Source organism: Actinomadura fibrosa, assembly GCF_900659615.1.
In the GTDB taxonomy this organism is placed as follows: domain Bacteria; phylum Actinomycetota; class Actinomycetes; order Streptosporangiales; family Streptosporangiaceae; genus Spirillospora; species Spirillospora fibrosa.
On record NZ_CAACUY010000015.1, the window covers coordinates 53,520 to 70,395 of the forward strand.

Here is a 16,876-nt window from a genome sequence, read left to right on the forward strand (position 1 = left end):
CGCTTCCGGCGGCACGGTCGTCATCGAGGCGCTTCCGGCGTCGCCGTCCGGAGAGGCCGGGGAGGAGGCGGACTGAGCGCGCGGCCCATCCACAGGTAGGCGGCCGAGGACAGCATGCCCGCTGCCATGACCGCCAGCAGCACCCGGTAGTCGGCGAACCCGATGAGGGCGGCACCGACCGCGAGGGAAAGCGCCTGCGGCCCGGTGCTGAGAGTCTCGATGGCGGTGGAGGTCCGGCCGATCAGGGCGCGGGGCGTCCGGCGTTGCAGGACGGTGGCCAGGGCGACGGCCTCGACGGCGATGCCCACGCCGATCAGGACCCGTCCCGCGAGGACGACGGGGACCTCACCGGCCACGCACAGCGCAGAACCGGTGCCGAGGGCGAGCATGCCGAGCCCGTCGGCGCCGAGCTCGCCGCAGCGTCCGATGAGCCGCGCCGCGACCAGCCCGCCTACGACCGACCCCGCGCCCTGCGCGCACGACAGGAAGCCTGCAAACGCCGGCGGCCGGTGCAGTCCGTGCTCAAGCAGCGCGAACGTCACCGAGTCGAGCAATCCGATGCACAGCCACGCCGTCGCGCCACCCCACGCCACGCGGCGCAGCGCCGCCTGCGCTCGCAGATGGCGCAGGCCCGCCGAAAGCTCCCGTGCCGCGCGCCGCTCCAGGCGTTCCGGTCGCGCCTCCCGCACCCGCATCAGGGCCAAGGCCGCGCCTGAGGCCAGGAACGTGGCGGCATCCACCAGCGCGACGGCGGCTCCTCCGACGGACGTGAACAGCGCGGCACCCAACACCGGCCCAACCAACCGCAACCCTTGACGCAGGGTCTGGAGCACCCCGTTGGCCTGGCCGAGTTCTTCGTCCGACAGCAGTTCCTGAAGCAACCCGTTGAGCGCGGCGTTACCGGCGACGAGGGCGAAGCCGTAGAAGGCCGCGACGGCGTAGATGATCCAGACGTCCTGCGGGCCGTCGACCGCCAGCAGCGGCACCATGGTCAGCGCGGACAGGACGTTGAGTCCGATGAGGAACGGGCGGCGGCGCACGCGGTCCACCAGCCAGCCGCCCAGCGGAGCGAGGACGCACGGAGCCGCGATGCAGAGCGCGACCGCCCCGGCCGCGCCGTTCGAGCCGGTGATCGTCTTCACCCAGATGGAGAAGACCAGCAGCATCAGCGAGTCGCCTGCCATGCCGGTGGTCAGGCCCGCCAGCAGAAGGCGGGTGTCCCGCTGCCGCAGCAGCCCCCTCACGACATCGGCTCGGCGGGCTTCGAGTCAGCGGGCATCGGTTCGGCGGGGACCGCCCAGGCGAACATTCGGATCGGCCTGGCGCCTGGCGGACGCTCCCGGTCCCGGTACCGGGTCATGATCGCGACGAACTCGGCCTGGACTTCGGCCAGCTCCTCGACGGTCAGCCAGGCCAGCGCCTGGGAGAAGTCGGCCACGTCCTGCCATTCCGGCGGATCCGTGCGCCGCCAGGTGTTCCAGGCCCGCAGCCCTTCGAACTCCTCCTCCATGACGACGGCACTGAGTTCGTCGCTGGCCGCCGCCGCGCCACCGCTCTCGGTGCTGCCGCCCCACCGCAGTGATCGGCTGGCCGGACGCCAGGGACGCCGCCGTCCCCGTCCCTCGCCCGTCTCCTCCACGAAACCGTGCTTGGCGAGCTGCCGCAGATGCCAGGAACAGTTGGCCGGGCTCTCCCCCACCGCGTCCGCGATCTCGGTCGCGGTGGCGCTGCGCAGCGACCACAGAACCCGCATGATCCGCTGCCGCACGGGGTGGGCCAGCGCCCTGATCTCGCCGGGGTCGGTCAAGTGCCTTCGCTCGTCCATGCCCCGACTCTAGACGTGGAAGGGCTCTTTCGAAAGACTCTTTCGATGCTGGACGGGTGGCGCAGCCGCTGTTACCGCGGGGGCAGTTGATGACGATCACGTTTTTGCCATCGCATGATATTTACGAGTGTTTCGAGAGATCCGAAGTGGTTGGGGTGTCGGGCGTTCGCGTGGCGTATTTCATCGTGCTATAGAAGCGTCGCAAGGTGCGTTCGACGCTCACCGGTTGTGGCAACGCTAACCGGTCGGATGAGAATGAAAGATCGCCGGTCGCTACGGCGACCGACTCATGGGGAGCTTTTTGTTTCGAGCGTTTTCGCCGAGTTGTTCATGTTGGACGGCCGGCAGGGGCTCGTGCGGTTTGGTGAACGTGCGGGGGCGGCCCCGCTCCGGTGTAGTGAAATGGCCGGGCGGGGCCGAGTCCGCCGCTAGGTCTGGATCACCGGTCGGTGTACGGGTCCCGGCTGCCGGACTTGGCCAGTCCCCGGCTGACCAGGTACCCGATGGTGAGCAGGACGATGTAGAACCACGCCTTGTCACCGCGGAAGTAGTCGTTGTGTCCGTCCTCGGTCCCGATCACCTGGGAGGCGATCAGAACGCCGATCACGGCGACCACGTAGGCGAAGAACTCGGTCGTCTTGAAGAAGGCCTTGGTCTCCGTGGTCAGCCGCCGGGCGGGCGTCCGGCCGTCGGGGGCCGCGTGGCCACCGGGACGGTTCGTCGTCGCATCCGTACCGGCCGCACCGGAAGCGGGCATGGTCATCTTTTTTCTCCTTCATCGGGGGCAGTCCTCGCTTTCAGGAGGACTGCCCCCCTCTACCCCCAACAGCCGGTACAAACCTCTCCTACTTCGCATCTCGCCCAGGCGTGCCGTTTCGATGAGATCGAGTCCTGTTCGTGACCGAACGTCCTCCCTGCTCACTCCCTGGAAATCACGGCCGGCTCCAACTCGTTGGCCACGCCGCCGAGCCATATTTTCAGCACGAACTGATCACTAAAAAAGGCGGACTTTCGCCCCGCGCACCCTCTTTATCGATCATTCCCGCCCTGTTCGGCTGGTGGTTCCGGGGTGGCGAGCAGGCGGGCTAGTGCGGCCGCGAACCGGGACGGGTCGATGTTGCCTGGCGGGCGGCCGAAGAACTCGCGGGACAGGTGGTAGCCGGTCAGTGCGGCGACCATCACCGCGAGCAGGGCCTGCGGGTCCTCGTCGGCCGAGATGCCCGGCAGGTCGCGGCGCAGGTGCTCGGTCTCCTCGGCGATGCCCTGGTCCAGCAGGGCATCGCGGATCTTGCCGGTGAGCTCGGGGAAGCGGCCGTGCTCGCGGGCCAGCAGGGTGATCAATGGCCTGATCGCGGCCAGGTACTCCAGTTGCTCCAGGAGGCGGCGGGCGAGCGCGTCGGACGAGCCGCCGGGAACGGGGCCGCGTTCGAAGGTCCGACGGTGCCGCTGGGCCCGGTCGAGCTCGCGCTCGAACAGCTCGGTGAACACGTGCTCCTTGGAGCGGAAGTGGCGGTAGAAGCTGCCGCTGCCGGGCGAGAGCCCGGCACGTTCCTCGATGCCGGTGACGGTCGTGCCGCCGAAGCCGCGCTGCTGGATCAGCTCAAGGGCGGCGTCGAGGACGCGCTCGCGTGTGGTGGAGGGCACGGACGCAAGATAGCTCTTGCAAGTGCAAGAGGTTTCTTGCACAGTGAGGGAGCCCCCGAGGGAAGGCCACCCCATGCCAGTGAAACGTGGGTTCCGTCGCGTCCAGATGTTGTCGGCCCTTCTGGTGGTGGCCGGTGCGTCCGTCGTCACCGGGTCTCCGGCGGACGCGGCCGGCGACCAGGGGGCCGTCGTCGTCTCGCCGAAACAGCAGGACTGGGTGTTCCGCGACACCGACGGCCGCGAGGTGACCCTGCGCGGCTTCAACGTCTCGGGCAGCACGAAGCTCTACGAGAACGGCCTGCTGCCCTTCCGCACCACGGCGGACGCCGCCCGGTCCGCGCAGGCGATGCGCGACCTCACCGGCGCCAACGCGGTCCGCTTCCTGATCAGCTGGGAGGGCGTCCAGCCTGCCCCCGACCGGATCGACCACGCCTACCTGGACCGCGCCATCGCGCAGCTCAGGGCGTTCACCGACCGCGGCTTCCGCGTCCTGCTGGACTACCACCAAGACCTCTACTCCTCTTACCTGTTCAATGCCGGGAGCTGGTACACCGGTGACGGCGCGCCCGCGTGGGTCGTCCAGGCCGGCGGCTATCCCAAGGAGTCCTGCGGCATCTGCCTGCTGTGGGGACAGAACATGCAGAACAACGCCGCCGTGCGGCAGGCCGCCTACGACTTCTGGCGCAACCGGCAGCTCACCACGTCCGCCGGGCAGGTCCGCGTCCAGGACGCCTATCTGGCCCAGGCCAAGGCGACGATGACGTACCTGAAGCAGCAGCTGCCCCAGGCCGCCTTCGACAGCGTCCTCGGCTTCGACCCGTTCAACGAGCCGTTCGACGGCGGCCTGGACGGCGGCACCGGCGTCGACTGGGAGAAGAACTACCTGATGCCGTTCTACCAGCGCTTCCGCACCGCGATGGACGAGGCGGGCTGGAACGCCAAGCCCGCCTTCGTCGAGCCGCTGGTCTTCTGGAACACCGGCTTCTTCGAGCAGGGCGGCATGACGTCGGTCGGCCGGCTGGGCACCCGGTGGGTGTTCAACAGCCACTACTACGACGGCGCCCGGATGACGGTGTCCCCCGCGCCGGCGTCGGACGGCACGTACGCCGAGGTCATGAACGAGATCCGGCAGCGTGCCACCGCCCTGGGCACCGCGCCGCTGGTCTCGGAGTTCGGCAACAAGCTGTCCGGAACGGGCAGCGACCGCACCCCGTGGATGGTCCGCGCCATGTACCAGGGCATGGACGCCGGCGTCCCGGGCCGCGACTGGTGGAGCGGGCCCGCGGCGGGCGGCTCGGTGCTGTCGTCCTTGCAATGGCAGTGGGACGTCTACAGCGGCCGCCACCACGAACTCATGAACGGCAACCCTGACAAGGTGCAGACCGAGGGCGACGCGTGGAACGGCGAGGACCACTCGGTCGTGGCCGCCGACGATGCCGGCACCGTCACCCCGCGGCTGGACGTGCGCGTCCTGGACCGGCTCTACCCCTCGGCGGTCAACGGCGACACCCTGGCCTTCGCTTACGAGGACCTCGCCCGTTCCGGGTACGGCGGCGCCGGACGGCAGCAGGCCTGGCTCACCGTCGCGTCCTCGATGCCGGAGATCGCCGCTCTGGTCAAGGACCGCCAGTACGGCGTCCTGGTCTGGAGGGGGTCGGCCGCCACCGTTCCCACGGACCTGCACTTGCCGCGCTCGTTCGCCCCGGCGGGCACCACCGTCGTCAGCGACCTCGGCACGGTCGGCGGTGTGCCGGCGTCCGGCTCGGTTCGGGCCGTCCTGGAGTCCGGCTCCTCCTCGGCGTACCGGTTGCAGCTCACCGCACCCGCCGGGTCCGCGGTGCACGTGGCCCTGGTCGTCAACACCACGACCGGCACACCCGCGACCGCCGCTCAGTTGGCCGCGGCCCGCACCGAACTCACCGCCTGGACGAACCGCCAGTTCCCCTCTTGATCGGCTCTTCCGCGCACGCCTCGATGCCGCCGACACTCTCGACCGCCGGTCGATGGTCCAGCTCGCGCCGTCACGATCCGCTCTTGTGTGGCCGCCTGGCCTCGTGTGGCGGGCGTCCTGGGTCGGCTAGCCGGGGGAATTCCGGGCCATCGGGGCGAGCGGCGTTTCTTGCCGCCGTTTCGCTGATCATCGTCGCGCGCATGTCGAAGTGATCGGTTGGTTCTCGTCCGACGTCGCAAGTGGACGTGTCGCGCGGGGAGGGGGCGTCCTCGGGCGGTGCGAGTTGCCCACGGGCGGACGTCGGGTGCTCGGGGGCGGGGGCTGGCGGCGTGGAGGCGGAGCGGTCCTCCCACAGATGGCGGGTGCTGATCACCGCGATGTAGACGGTGGTCATCGCGCTGAGCGCCGCGGCGAACTCCGGGTGCGCCGCCAGGCCCACCGCCACGGCGACCGCCGTCGCCGCCGAGGCGGTCGCCGCGAGTGCCGCCAGGGCGCGCGGGAGTGCGCGGCCCCTCGGCCCGGACGAGGCTCGCGGTCGCAGCACGCGCAGCGCCGAGCGGACGGCGAGCGCCCCGAGCCCGGTCGGCGGGCGGTGGCCCGGGTCACGGTTCACGATGGTGTCCTTCCGAGGTCGCCCGGTCTCGCTCTTCGTGTTCTAGGTCCGCTGGACGGGCCCGCCTGTGAACTTCGGCCGCCCCACGAAGAAAAGCGGTCACGCGATTCACGAAGTGCCGTCGCGACGGACCACGTGTGCAGGAGGAGGCGAGCCGAGAACGATGGGAGATCGCTCGTGGGGCACCCGGACATGGGCAAGGCGGCCGTGCCAGTTCCGCGCGCGACCGCCCCACCGGAGTTCGACCAGTTCTTCCGTTCCCATTACAAGAAACTGATCGCTGTGGCGCTGGCGCAGGGAGCGACCTGGCACGAGGCCGAGGAGTCGGTCGACCAGACCATGGAGGAGGTGCTCCGGCGCTGGGGTGATCTCCGGCAGCCGGACCGCTATGCCGCCCGCGCGGTCGTGAGCAATTTCGTCAAGAAGAGGACGCGGGACCGGGAGGCGGTGCCCCGCGCGATCCAGGGCGGTTATCTGGATCGGGAGGGCGAACCGGATTCGCGGTTGAGCGACTGGGAAGATAGACAGTGGATCGAACAGATGCTCGATCGACTGCCGGAGACTCAGCGCGCCGTGGCGGAATTGATCCTCGTGGCGCAGGCCAGCTACGCCGAGGCGGCCGTGATCCTGGACAAGAACGAGGCCACCGTGCGCAAGAACCTCCAGCTCGCCAGGCGGCGGCTGCGAGAGCTGGTGGAGCAGGAGCGCCACCCCGAACCCGCCCCTGGACCGCAGCGGCGGTCGACGACCTCCGAGAAGATCGACGGGAGGAAGCCCGATGACCAATGATCCGCCCGCACCCCAGTCGCCGGATCCGGAGGAGCCACTGGACCAGATCCTGGCCGACTTCCTCCGTCTCATGGACGAGGCGAACGACCTGATGCTGCCGGACGACGAGGTGGAGCGCCGCCTCCGCAGGCTCAAGCGCGGGGATTTCCCGGACGGCGGTGAGAGCCCGCCGGCGGAGCCGAACGGCCTCGACGGCGGTGACGCCGGGGATTTCGACGGGTTGCCGGATCTGCCCCCGTCACCGCAGGACGACGCCGATCGCGGGGAGGCGGACTGCCTCGATCCACGGTGGATGAGCGCCCAGGAGGTCGAGGCGGCGCGGCTGGCCGCCGAGGGGATCAGGGCGGCGGCGGTGAAGAGGGCGGCCGAGGTCGAGGCCGAGGCGCGCCAGCGGGCCGCGGCCATGGAGCTGGAGGCGCAGGAGAAGGCGGAGGAGTACAAGGGCCAGGGCGTCACGATGGCCGCCGAGCGCCTCGCCGACGCCAGGAAGGACGCCGAGGCGATCCTCGCGGACGCCAGGGAGCGGGCCGACCGCCTCCTGGCGGACGCCCGCCGCGAACTGGAGGAGGCCCGGCGGGAGGCGACCCGGATCACCGAGCTGGCCGAGGCGCACGCGCGGGGGTGGATGGCCAGCGCCGGGCTGAATCCCTGGGCCGTGCCGCCGCCGTTGCCGCACTACGCTCCCGTACCGCCCGGCGCGGGCGGTGGTCACGACCTGCTGCCGGCTCCCGTGAACGCCCGCCGCGAACTGATGGTCTACCGGCCGAGCCTCATGCCGGCCATGCCGCCCGGCGATGACGACGAGATCGAGGACGCCGCCGAGGTCGAGCTCGTCGATGACGACGAGGTGGCGCGGCACCGGCTGGATGATGACGCCGACTTCGCGAGTGGAGTGCAGGCCGCTCACCCGCCACCGCCGCACACCGTGCACGCCGAGCCCGCGCGTCCGTGGGCGTCGAGCGGGCAGGTGCATTGCGCGGCCGTCGCCGTGAGCGCCGTCCCCCCGGGAGGCCGCGACGACGACTGGCGCGGCGACGTCCAGCAACTGCACCTTCGCCGGTCCCTCTATCTGATCCTCCAGGAAGCGTTCGACATGGCCGGCATCGGCTGGCTGCGCTGCCGGTCCTACGACCGCGGGGACAGCGTCCTCGTCCTGCTGCCCCCCGATCTGGCGCCCGACCTGCTGGCGAACACTCTGATCGACGGCACCCGCGTCGGGCTGCGGCGGTACAACCGGCGGTCGAGCGAGAGCTCGCGGCTGCGGCTGCGCGCGGCCCTGCACATGGGCATCGTGAACTTCGACGCCGCGGGCGCGACCGGGACGTCGCTGGACCATCTGGAGCAGCTCCTCAAGGCGCCGGAGTTCGTCTCCGCGTGCGGGGACTCCGCCGGAGACCTCGCCCTGATCACGTCGGACTACGTGTACGAGAACGTGATCAGGCACTATGCCGAGTTGATGGACTGCCACGAGTTCCGTCCGATGCGCGTTGGCGGCGCCGGTGGACTCGACGCGTGGGGCTATTTCCCCACCGCGCTGTGCGGTGGGCATTCCGCGGCGGCGCTGGACGGTGCGGCCGCCCGGAAGGAGCTCGCGCGGCTTCGCGTGGGCGACCACGAGGTGGTGATCGGATCCGACGGTTCGACGATCACCGCGTGCGAGGCCCCGCCGCCCGCCGTCCGGAAGCGGACCCGGCCGTCCGGGCGGGCGGTGCCGGACTCCGTGCCGGTCCTCCTGGACGCGGAGATGAGACGGCTCGCGAACTGGCTGGACGAGGGGGTCCCGGTCCTGGTCTGGGGCCGTGCCGGGGCCGGGAAGTCCACGCTGCTCCGGCGGTTCGCCGGGCACCGGGCGGCCTCCGGCGGCGACGTGGTGTCGCTGTCCGCGGCGGGCATGGCCATCGACGACATCGTCCAGACCCTCTACCGGTCCTGCTACGAGGCCGACCGGCACCGGCCCGGACCGGACCGCATGCGCCTCCTCATGGGGGCGGTGCGCGCCCTGATCGTGGTGGACGACTTCGGCGGGTCGGCCGCCGACGCCGAGCGGCTCCTGAACATGGTCCCCGCCAGCGAGGTGGTCGTCGCGTCCAGAACCCGGCTGGACTGGGAGCGGGGCCGTGCGCTGGAGGTCCGCGAGCTGACCGAGCAGGCGGCGCTCGCACTCCTCGACCGGAGGCTGCGCGGACGTGTACGGGGCTCGGACCGGGACGCGTCCGCCAGACTGTGCCGGATCGCGCAGCGGAACCCGCGGGCCATCCTGCAGACCGCCGCCGCGCTGCGGATCACCGGAGGACGGAGCGGGCCGGCCGACTTCGGCGCGGTCACGCGGCTGCTGACCGACGGCCTGACCCCGGACGCCCGCGCCGTGCTCCAGGTGCTGCGCACGCTGGAGGGCACGCCGGTGCCGCCGGGCCTGCTGGCGAGGCTGGCGGGCGTCCCGGACGGGCGCAGCGCGCTCGCCTGGCTCCGGCGGATGCATCTGGCGCAACCGGCCGGGCCGGGTTACGTCGCCACCGTGCAGCCCGACACCGTGCAGTCCGAAACCGGGCAGCCCGACACCGTCCAGCCCGACACCGGGCCGGCCGCGGCGGTGGCTCCGGAGCCGCCGCCGCGCCCCGCCGACTACGCCCGGCCGCTCACCCGATGGTCGCGGCCGGCCGAGACGCGGCAGATCGGCGAGGCCGCCGCCGTCATCGTCGTGGTCCTCGCCGACGCCGTGCGGCAGGGCTCCCATGCGGCCGCGCTGGAGCTGGCCCGCGCGGTGGCGCCGGCGCTCGGCGCCACGCTCCGCTGGGACGCGTGGCGGCGGGTGCTCGCCCTCGGCGGTGAGGCCGCCCGGAGCGCCGGCGCCGCGCGGGACGCCGCCTACTTCGACGGCGAGGACCTCGTGCGCAGGCGCGCCCTCGGGCAGGTGGCGGACACCGACGCCGCCGCCGAGAAGACGACCACGTCCGACGGCGCGGCCGCCTCGGGAGACCGCGCCCCGGACGAACCCGAGACCGTGACGAGCAGACGCCGGACGGCCAACCTGGCCACCTTCGTCCTGACGACGCTCGTCCTGCTGGTCCTGGCGGTGCCCCTGGTACTGCGGCATTCGACGGACGATCGCGCCAAGCGCTCCGCCGCGCCGCACAACGCCGCGCAGTTCACCACCGCGGCCCGGCCGGGGAGCGGAGCACCGGTCGCTTCCGCGGGACCACCCTCGCTCGCGATGAGAGAACCGGCCGAAGCGCCCTCCTTCGCTCCCATTCTCATCGTGCCCGCGACGCTCACGGCCGGGATTCCGACCACGGTGGCGCTCTCCGGCTTCTCGCCGGGGGAGCAGGTGAGGTTCTGGCTGGAGGGCTCCGATGTCATCACGCTCGACAGCGTCACGATGAGCTCGGCCGGATGGGCGACCGCGGAGATCCGCCAGGACGCGCCGCCGGGCCGATACGTCGTCCTCGCCCGGGGCCTGACATCGGGCCTCACAGCCCAGACCAAGGTGCGCCTGATGTAGCGGTCGCGCGGACGACGGGTGGGCGTGGGCGGTGCGGGGTCGCTTGCGCAGGGATTCCGGCGATTGTCGTGCACGGTCGGTTTCGTGTCCGTCACTATGAGTGCCGGAGGTTCGGATGGCTGATCGTGAACGCATACCCAACATCAATGCGCGGCGGCTCGGGCTGTACCTGCGGCGGGCACGCGAGATCGTGGAACTGTCCTACGAGGAGGCGGCGGCACGCGCCGGCTGCGACGCGGAATGGCTGGCGCGGGTGGAGACGGGGTTCGCGCAGCCGACGGTCGCCGACGTGGAGCGGCTGCTGGAGCGCTACGAGGTCCGTGCCGCCAAGGTCGCCGACCTGATGGTGGACCTGGCGACGCGGTTCGACGGCCCGGACTGGCTGGCGCCCCTGCTCCCCGGCATGAAGGCCCTCAAGCGGGACGCGCTGATCTCCGAGGCCGAGGCCTGCGTCGTCCATTCCTACGGCGTGCTCCAGATCCCGCCCCTCGCGCAGGCCGAGGCCTACACCCGCCTGCTCGACGCGCACCGCCTCCCGCCGCACAATGTCGAGGCCGTATGGGACGTCGTCCGGCAGCGCCAGGAGTTCCGCGCGGGTGGACGGCCGCGCTTCCTCGATCTCATCATCGACGAGACGGCGCTGAAACAGGTGCTTGAACCAGAGGTGATGACCGCTCAGCTCCGGTGTCTGCTGGCCTTGAGCGAAAGCGAGGACGGCCGCGTCCGGCTGGTGCCCACGACCGCGCCGCTGTACGAGGACCGCACCTGCAACTTCGACGTGCTGGAGTTCCCGCGCGTCAGCGACCGGATCAGCCTCGCCCACAGCATCTTCGGCATGGAGCTCGCCTCGACCGACCTGACCGATCTGTGGGCGCTGATCGAGGAGCGGTCGGCCGTCTCCGAGGACGAGAGTCGCGAGATCCTCCTGCGCCACCTGAACGACTTCATCTCCCGATAGCCGGCGGCCGAGGGTCCCTTCCGGCCGGTGGCCCTTGGTCCTCGGCGCGGTGCGATAACGGGGCTTTCGCGGCGGCCAATTCTTTCCATGGTCTTTCGACGGGGACCTGCTGGATCCCTATGCCCGAGGGCCAATTTCTCGACGGCCGGACAGGGGTGTCGTGATTGCAGGTCATTGAAGGATGACCTGGCAGTTAGTTTGACGGGCCGACGATGACCGGATCCGCCCCGGAAAACAGGCATCTTGTCCGTTCTTGTCCTGGAATGTAATGCGTTCCCCATGAACGGCGCGGGCGGTGGGGGCGTATGGGGCGGGTGGCGTCCACGGGGGCTGGATGACATGCTTTTCCTGCGTGGATCCGCGCACTCCATTCGGTGGGCGAATTCCTCCCGGATTCGCTCGGACGAGAGAAAAGGAGAGGCACATGAAGAACTACGAGAAGCCCGTTCTGGTGGCGGCGGGAACATTCCGGAAGGACACCGGCCTGCTCCAGCGGAACGGCAACGACCGCCTGATCCTCAGCAAGAACTGATCACGGCGATCGCAGATCCAGCCCATGCCTGCTGACAACGGCATGCCGCGCCACGGCGAGGCGTCCTTCGTCGTCCTTCCGGACCACGAGGCGGCCCTCGCCGTGGTGTCGGGCTTCCCCCGCATGCTGACGTACGCGTCCGGACGGCCGTGGCTGGCGGGGAGCTGGGCCGACGACGAGATCATCGTCGGCGAGGCCGGGACCGCCCGCATCGCGGTCATCGGCACCTGCCCGGTCTCCCCCGAGCGGCTCGCCCGGGAGGCGGGACGGCTGCGCGACCTCGCCGCGCTCGACGGGTTCGCCCGTTCGCTGCCGGGGAGCTTCCACCTGGTGGCCGCGCTCGACGGGCGGCTGCGCGTCCAGGGCGATGTCGCCGGGGCGCGGCTCGTCTTCCATGCCCGGTGCGACGGGGTGACGGTGGCGTCCGACCGCGCCGACGTGCTCGCGGCGCTCACCGGGGCCGCGCTGGACGAGCGGCAGGTCGCGGTGCGCCTGCTCTGGCCCGTCCCGCATCCCCTGCTGCACACGCCGCTCTGGCGTGGTGTGGACGGCGTCGCGCCGGGTGACCACTTGGTCGTCGAGCGCGATGGGCAGGGAGCGCGGGTACGGCGCTGGTGGGCGCCGCCGCGTCCGGTGCGGACCCTCGCGCAGGGCGCGAAGTCGCTGAGGGAGACCCTTTCCGAGGCGGTCGACGCGCGGACGGCGCAAGGCGGCGTCGTGAGCTGCGACCTGTCCGGCGGCCTGGACTCGACGTCGCTCTGCTTCCTGGCGGCGCGGGGCGAGGCGAAGGTCGTCGCGAGCACCTGGCCGGGACGCGACCCCGCGGACGAGGACCTCGACTGGGCGCGGCGGGCGGCCGCGCACCTTCCGGGCGTCGAGCACGCGGTGTGGCCGGCCGAGGAGTCCCCGCTCGTCTACGCGGGCCTGCTCGGCATCGACGACCCCATGGACGAGCCGACCATCGGCATGATGGACCGGGCGCGGGCGCTGAGCCACGTCCCGCGGCTCGTCGCGAAGGGCAGCCGCCTGCACATGACCGGCATCGGCGGCGACCACGTCGCCTGGTGCTCGGAGGCCTACTACCACCGGCTGCTGCGCACGCGCCCGGTCCTGGCGGTCCGGCGGCTGCGCGGGTTCCGGGCGCTGTTCGACTGGCCGCTGGGTCCGATGGGGCGGGCGCTGGCCGACGAGCGCCCGTACCGGCGCTGGCTGCTCGACGCCGCCGCCGACCTGCGCGCCCCCGGGCAGCCGACGGTGGTCGGCGCGCTCGGCTGGGACGCGGCTCCGCGCCTGTTCGACTGGGTCACCGACGACGCCGCGGCCGCGGCGCGGGAGGCGATCGCCGCCGCGGCCGAGGGGGCGCTGCCGCTGTCGCCCGACCGCGGGCAGCACGCCGACCTGCACGCCATCCGGGTCTGCACCCGCATCACCCGCCAGTGGGAGCGGATGAGCGCCCGCGCCGGGCTGCCGATGGCCTCGCCGTTCCTGGACGACCGGGTGATCGAGGCGTGCCTCGCCGTCCGGCCGGAGGAGCGCGTCACCCCGTGGCGGTACAAGCCGCTGCTCGCCGAGGCCATGCGCGGGATCGTCCCGGACGGGTGCCTCGCGCGGGAGAACAAGGCGGAGGCGTCCATGGACGCCGCGGACGGCCTGCGCGCCCACGGCCGCGACCTGCTCGAACTCTGGGACGGCTCCCGGCTCGCCGGGCTCGGGCTGGTCGACGCGCGGCGGCTGCGGGAGCTGTGCGCGCGTCCGGACGAGCCGGGGCTCCGCGACGCGATCCTGTACTCCACCATCGGCTGCGAGGTCTGGCTGCGCGCGGTGCGCGGCCGGGAGGCCGCGCGGCCGGTGAACCGATGACGAGAGAGGCGGCCTGATGGGACTGCGGTTCCGCGCCGGCGTGGCGACGACCGACACCGACTACGGCGCCGTGCTGCTCGACGAGCGCAGCGGCGACTACTGGCAGCTCAACCCGACCGCGGCGGCGGCGGTGCGGCTGCTGGCCGGCGGCCGGTCCGTGGAGGAGGCGGCCGAGCGGCTCGCCGAGGAGTTCGACGTCGACCGGTCCCGGGCGCTGAGCGACGTGCAGGAGCTGGTCGAGGCGCTCCGCTCCGCCCGGCTGGTGGCGCCGTGACGGTCCCGAGCGCGCTGCGCCGCCCGTCCAAGGTCCCCTTCGGCCGCCGCTGGGCCGCGCGGGCCGCCGTGCTGCTCGCGCGGGTGCTCGCCCTGCTGCCGCCGGGACGTATCCGGGTCGTCCTCGGGTGGTTGCGCCGGGGCACGCCTCCCGCGACCTACGACGAGGCGAGGCTCGCCCGCGACGCCGTGCTCTCCGTCAGCCTCGCCTGCCTCGGTCCGCGCGGCTGCCTGCCCCGCTCCCTCGCGGCGGCGCTGCTGTGCAGGATGTGGGGCGCGTGGCCGACCTGGTGCGTCGGCGTCCGAGCCCGGCCGCCATTCGGGGCGCACGCGTGGCTGGAGGCGGACGGCCGCCCCGTCGACGAGAACGTCCCCGACGGGTACCTCACCGCGCTGATCACCGTGCCGCCGCTGCGGGAGGGGGACGGTGGGCGCTGAGGGCGGCGCCCGGCTGCGCGACCTGCTCGGCCTGGTCGCGGGCCACCGCCGCGCCATCGCCGCGACCGTCGCGCTGACCCTCGTGGCGTCGGCGCTCGGGCTCGCGCAGCCGCTGGTCGTCCGGCAGGTCGTCCGGACGGCCGGCGCCGGGCTCGTCGCCTGGGACGGCGTCGCCGCGCTGGTCGCGCTGTTCGCCGCGCAGGCGCTGGCGCAGGCGCTGGTGCGCTTCCAGCTCGCCCGCACCGGCGAGGGGATCGTGCTCGGCATCCGGCTGAACCTGATCGACCACCTGCTGAGCCTCCGCATGCGCGTCTACGACCGGCACCGGATCGGCGACCTGATCTCCCGCGCCGACGCCGACACGCTCGCGCTGCGGCAGGTCATCGCGGGCGGGCTCACCGACGCCGTCGCGGGCGCGATCGGGCTGGCGGCCACCGTCGCGCTGATGCTCTGGCTCGACTGGGTGCTGTTCGCCTGCGTCGCGTCCATCGTCACCTTGGCCGGGACCGTCCTCGGCCTCTCCCTGCGCCGGATGCGGGCCGCGTCCCTGCGGGGACGGCGGGCGACCGGGCTGATGGCGGCCGACCTGGAACGGGCGCTGAGCGCGATCCGCACGGTCAAGGCGGGCCGCGCCGAGCGCCGCGAGATCGAGCGGATCGGCGGCCGGGCCGAGGACGCCTACGCCGCCGGCGTGCGGATGGCCGGGTGCGACGCGCTGGTCGCGCCCGCCACGGAGCTCGCGGTCACCGGCTCCTTCCTGGTCGTGCTGCTCATCGGCGGCGTGCGCATCGCCGCCGGCAGCGGATCGGTCGCCGACCTCGTCGCGTTCCTGCTCTACATGCTGTACCTGACCGCGCCGCTGGGCGCGCTGTTCGAGGCGGTCAGCGCCGTCCAGCAGGGCACCGGGGCCGTCCACCGCATCACCGAGGCGCTGGCGCTGCCCCGCGAACCGGACGACCGCGCCGGTCCCCTGCTTCCGGAGGCCGGGCCCGACGCGGCCGCGCTGGAGTTCCGCGACGTGTGGTTCTCCTACCGGCCCGGACGGCCCGTGCTGCGCGGCGTCTCCTTCCAGGTCCCGCGGCGCGGCCACGTGGCGCTCATCGGCCCGTCCGGCGCGGGCAAGTCCACGGTCTTCGCGCTGGCCGAGCGCTTCTACGAGCCCGACCGCGGCGTCGTCCTCGCCGACGGCGCCGACGTCGCCGCCCTCGGCCGCGCCGCGCACCGGGCGCGGATCGGGCTCGTCGAGCAGGACTGCCCCGTCCTCGACGGCACGCTGCGCGACAACCTCCGCTACGCCGCCCCCGACGCGGGCGACGGCGAGATCCTCCGCGCGGTCGCCATGACGAACCTGACCGGGCTCGTCGCACGCCTCCCCGGCGGCCTGGACGCCCCGGTCGGCGAGCACGGGCGGGAGCTGTCGGGAGGCGAGCGCCAGCGGCTGGCGATCGCCCGCGCGCTCATCGCCCGGCCCGGCCTGCTCCTCCTGGACGAGCCGACCTCGCACCTCGACCTGGAGAACGAGCTGGCACTGCACCGCACCATCGAGCGGACGTCGCGCCACTGCGCGCTGCTCGTCATCGCGCACCGCTTCACGACCGTCCGCGCCGCCGCCCGCGTCCTCGTCCTGGAGGAGGGCACGATCACCGCGTCCGGCACGCACGACGAACTCCTGGAGAGCAGCCCCTACTACCGCAAGCTCGCCTCCGGGTGGCCGTCCCGCGAACGCCCTGGTCAGGCCGCCGACTCTCCCGGCCCCCGACGATGACCCACACCCGACGCGCGCAGGGTGGTCAGGGCGGTCAGGATCTCGGACGGTTCGGCGCGCTGGGTGTAGTCGGTGTTGACGAACGACCAGTGGACGGTGCCGTCGGGGGCGATGACATAGGTGGCGGGCAGCGGCAGCGTGCGGGGGTGGCCGCCGTTGACGCGCTGCAGGTCGAAGCCGAGCTCGTCGTAGACGGCGGCGAGGTCGTCGGGCAGGTCGAAGGCCAGGCCGTAGGCGCGGGCGACCTCGGAGCCGATGTCGCTGAGGACGTCGAAGGCCAGCGCGTGCTTGTCGGCCAGGGTCAGCGACGCGTCGGGGACCTGCGGGGAGACCGCCACGAGGCGGGCGCCGAGTTCGGTGATGCGGTCGTGGTGCTGCTGGAGCGCCCGCAGCGCGATGTTGCAGTACGGGCACCAGGCGCCGCGGTAGAAGGCCAGCACGACCGGGCCGGTCTCCAGCAGGTCGCCGAGCCGGACGGAGCCGCCGGTCGCGGTGGGCAGCGTGAAGTCGGGGGCGGTCGCACCCGTGGTCAGCGCGCGGGCGGCCTGCCCCGAGGCGGCCAGGTCGCGGCCGGCCCGGTCCATGATCTCGCGGACGCCGGCGGGGATCTGCTTCCGCCGTGCGGTGTAGAAGGCGCGCAGTTCGGCCTGGAGGCTCACGGGGACTCCTAACTTGGAACGTTCGGTTCAAGATGCCGCCAGTATGCACCGGGCCGGTGTTATCTTGGAA

The 16,876-nt window shown here is 72.4% G+C and carries 15 protein-coding genes; 9 read left to right on the top strand and 6 right to left on the bottom strand.

Going from position 1 to position 16,876, the window contains the following annotated elements; translation table 11 throughout:
* Positions 1 to 20 precede the first annotated feature (20 nt).
* The 4 genes from E1300_RS08720 to E1300_RS08735 form a co-directional block, all read right to left on the bottom strand.
* Positions 21 to 1,244, bottom strand: a complete 1,224-nt coding sequence (locus E1300_RS08720; RefSeq protein ID WP_131756366.1) for an MFS transporter — start codon at positions 1,242 to 1,244, stop codon at positions 21 to 23.
* Positions 1,241 to 1,825: a winged helix-turn-helix domain-containing protein gene (locus tag E1300_RS08725; protein WP_131756367.1), complete on the bottom strand. Its 585-nt coding sequence runs from the start codon at positions 1,823 to 1,825 to the stop codon at positions 1,241 to 1,243. The genes E1300_RS08720 and E1300_RS08725 overlap by 4 nt, the downstream gene beginning before the upstream one ends.
* A 439-nt stretch (positions 1,826 to 2,264) precedes the next feature.
* On the bottom strand, positions 2,265 to 2,588 hold the full coding sequence (locus tag E1300_RS08730; protein WP_207399562.1) for a hypothetical protein: 324 nt from the start codon (positions 2,586 to 2,588) through the stop codon (positions 2,265 to 2,267).
* Positions 2,589 to 2,854: 266 nt separating this feature from the next.
* Positions 2,855 to 3,469, bottom strand: a complete 615-nt coding sequence (locus tag E1300_RS08735; protein WP_165502745.1) for a TetR/AcrR family transcriptional regulator — start codon at positions 3,467 to 3,469, stop codon at positions 2,855 to 2,857.
* A 127-nt stretch (positions 3,470 to 3,596) separates the two neighbouring features.
* Between E1300_RS08735 and E1300_RS08740 the strand changes: the two genes are divergently transcribed.
* Positions 3,597 to 5,420, top strand: a complete 1,824-nt coding sequence (locus tag E1300_RS08740) for a cellulase family glycosylhydrolase (RefSeq protein WP_242619023.1) — start codon at positions 3,597 to 3,599, stop codon at positions 5,418 to 5,420.
* 70 nt (positions 5,421 to 5,490) lie between these two features.
* Here the strand turns inward: E1300_RS08740 and E1300_RS08745 are convergent, their stop codons facing one another.
* Positions 5,491 to 6,033: a hypothetical protein gene (locus E1300_RS08745; RefSeq protein ID WP_131756370.1), complete on the bottom strand. Its 543-nt coding sequence runs from the start codon at positions 6,031 to 6,033 to the stop codon at positions 5,491 to 5,493.
* 177 nt (positions 6,034 to 6,210) lie between these two features.
* Between E1300_RS08745 and E1300_RS08750 the strand changes: the two genes are divergently transcribed.
* The 8 genes from E1300_RS08750 (at position 6,211) to E1300_RS08785 (ending at position 16,147) form a co-directional block, all read left to right on the top strand.
* Positions 6,211 to 6,822 carry an RNA polymerase sigma factor gene (locus E1300_RS08750; protein WP_131756371.1) on the top strand — a complete coding sequence of 204 codons (612 nt, stop codon included), beginning with the start codon at positions 6,211 to 6,213 and terminating at the stop codon, positions 6,820 to 6,822.
* Positions 6,812 to 10,321 carry a hypothetical protein gene (locus tag E1300_RS08755; RefSeq protein ID WP_131756372.1) on the top strand — a complete coding sequence of 1,170 codons (3,510 nt, stop codon included), beginning with the start codon at positions 6,812 to 6,814 and terminating at the stop codon, positions 10,319 to 10,321. Before E1300_RS08750 ends, E1300_RS08755 begins: the two co-directional genes overlap by 11 nt.
* A 115-nt stretch (positions 10,322 to 10,436) precedes the next feature.
* Positions 10,437 to 11,279 carry a helix-turn-helix domain-containing protein gene (locus tag E1300_RS08760; protein WP_131756373.1) on the top strand — a complete coding sequence of 281 codons (843 nt, stop codon included), beginning with the start codon at positions 10,437 to 10,439 and terminating at the stop codon, positions 11,277 to 11,279.
* A gap of 424 nt (positions 11,280 to 11,703) precedes the next feature.
* Complete coding sequence (locus E1300_RS08765; RefSeq protein ID WP_131756374.1) at positions 11,704 to 11,811, top strand: keywimysin-related RiPP; 108 nt, start codon at positions 11,704 to 11,706, stop codon at positions 11,809 to 11,811.
* 24 nt (positions 11,812 to 11,835) lie between these two features.
* Entirely contained in the window at positions 11,836 to 13,671 is a 1,836-nt protein-coding gene (locus tag E1300_RS08770; RefSeq protein ID WP_131756375.1) for an asparagine synthase-related protein, read from the top strand.
* Positions 13,672 to 13,687: 16 nt separating this feature from the next.
* The gene (locus E1300_RS08775; RefSeq protein WP_207399563.1) at positions 13,688 to 13,945 is read left to right on the top strand and encodes a lasso peptide biosynthesis PqqD family chaperone; all 258 of its coding nucleotides are present in this window, start codon (positions 13,688 to 13,690) and stop codon (positions 13,943 to 13,945) included.
* Positions 13,942 to 14,382 carry a lasso peptide biosynthesis B2 protein gene (locus E1300_RS08780; RefSeq protein ID WP_131756376.1) on the top strand — a complete coding sequence of 147 codons (441 nt, stop codon included), beginning with the start codon at positions 13,942 to 13,944 and terminating at the stop codon, positions 14,380 to 14,382. Before E1300_RS08775 ends, E1300_RS08780 begins: the two co-directional genes overlap by 4 nt.
* Positions 14,372 to 16,147, top strand: coding sequence for an ABC transporter ATP-binding protein (locus E1300_RS08785; protein ID WP_131756377.1), 1,776 nt, complete (start codon positions 14,372 to 14,374; stop codon positions 16,145 to 16,147). The genes E1300_RS08780 and E1300_RS08785 overlap by 11 nt, the downstream gene beginning before the upstream one ends.
* Here the strand turns inward: E1300_RS08785 and E1300_RS08790 are convergent.
* Positions 16,114 to 16,806 (bottom strand): peroxiredoxin-like family protein, encoded by a 693-nt coding sequence (locus E1300_RS08790; RefSeq protein ID WP_207399564.1) that lies wholly within the window; start codon positions 16,804 to 16,806, stop codon positions 16,114 to 16,116. The two genes, E1300_RS08785 and E1300_RS08790, sit on opposite strands and share 34 nt — an antisense overlap.
* Positions 16,807 to 16,876: the final 70 nt, after the last annotated feature.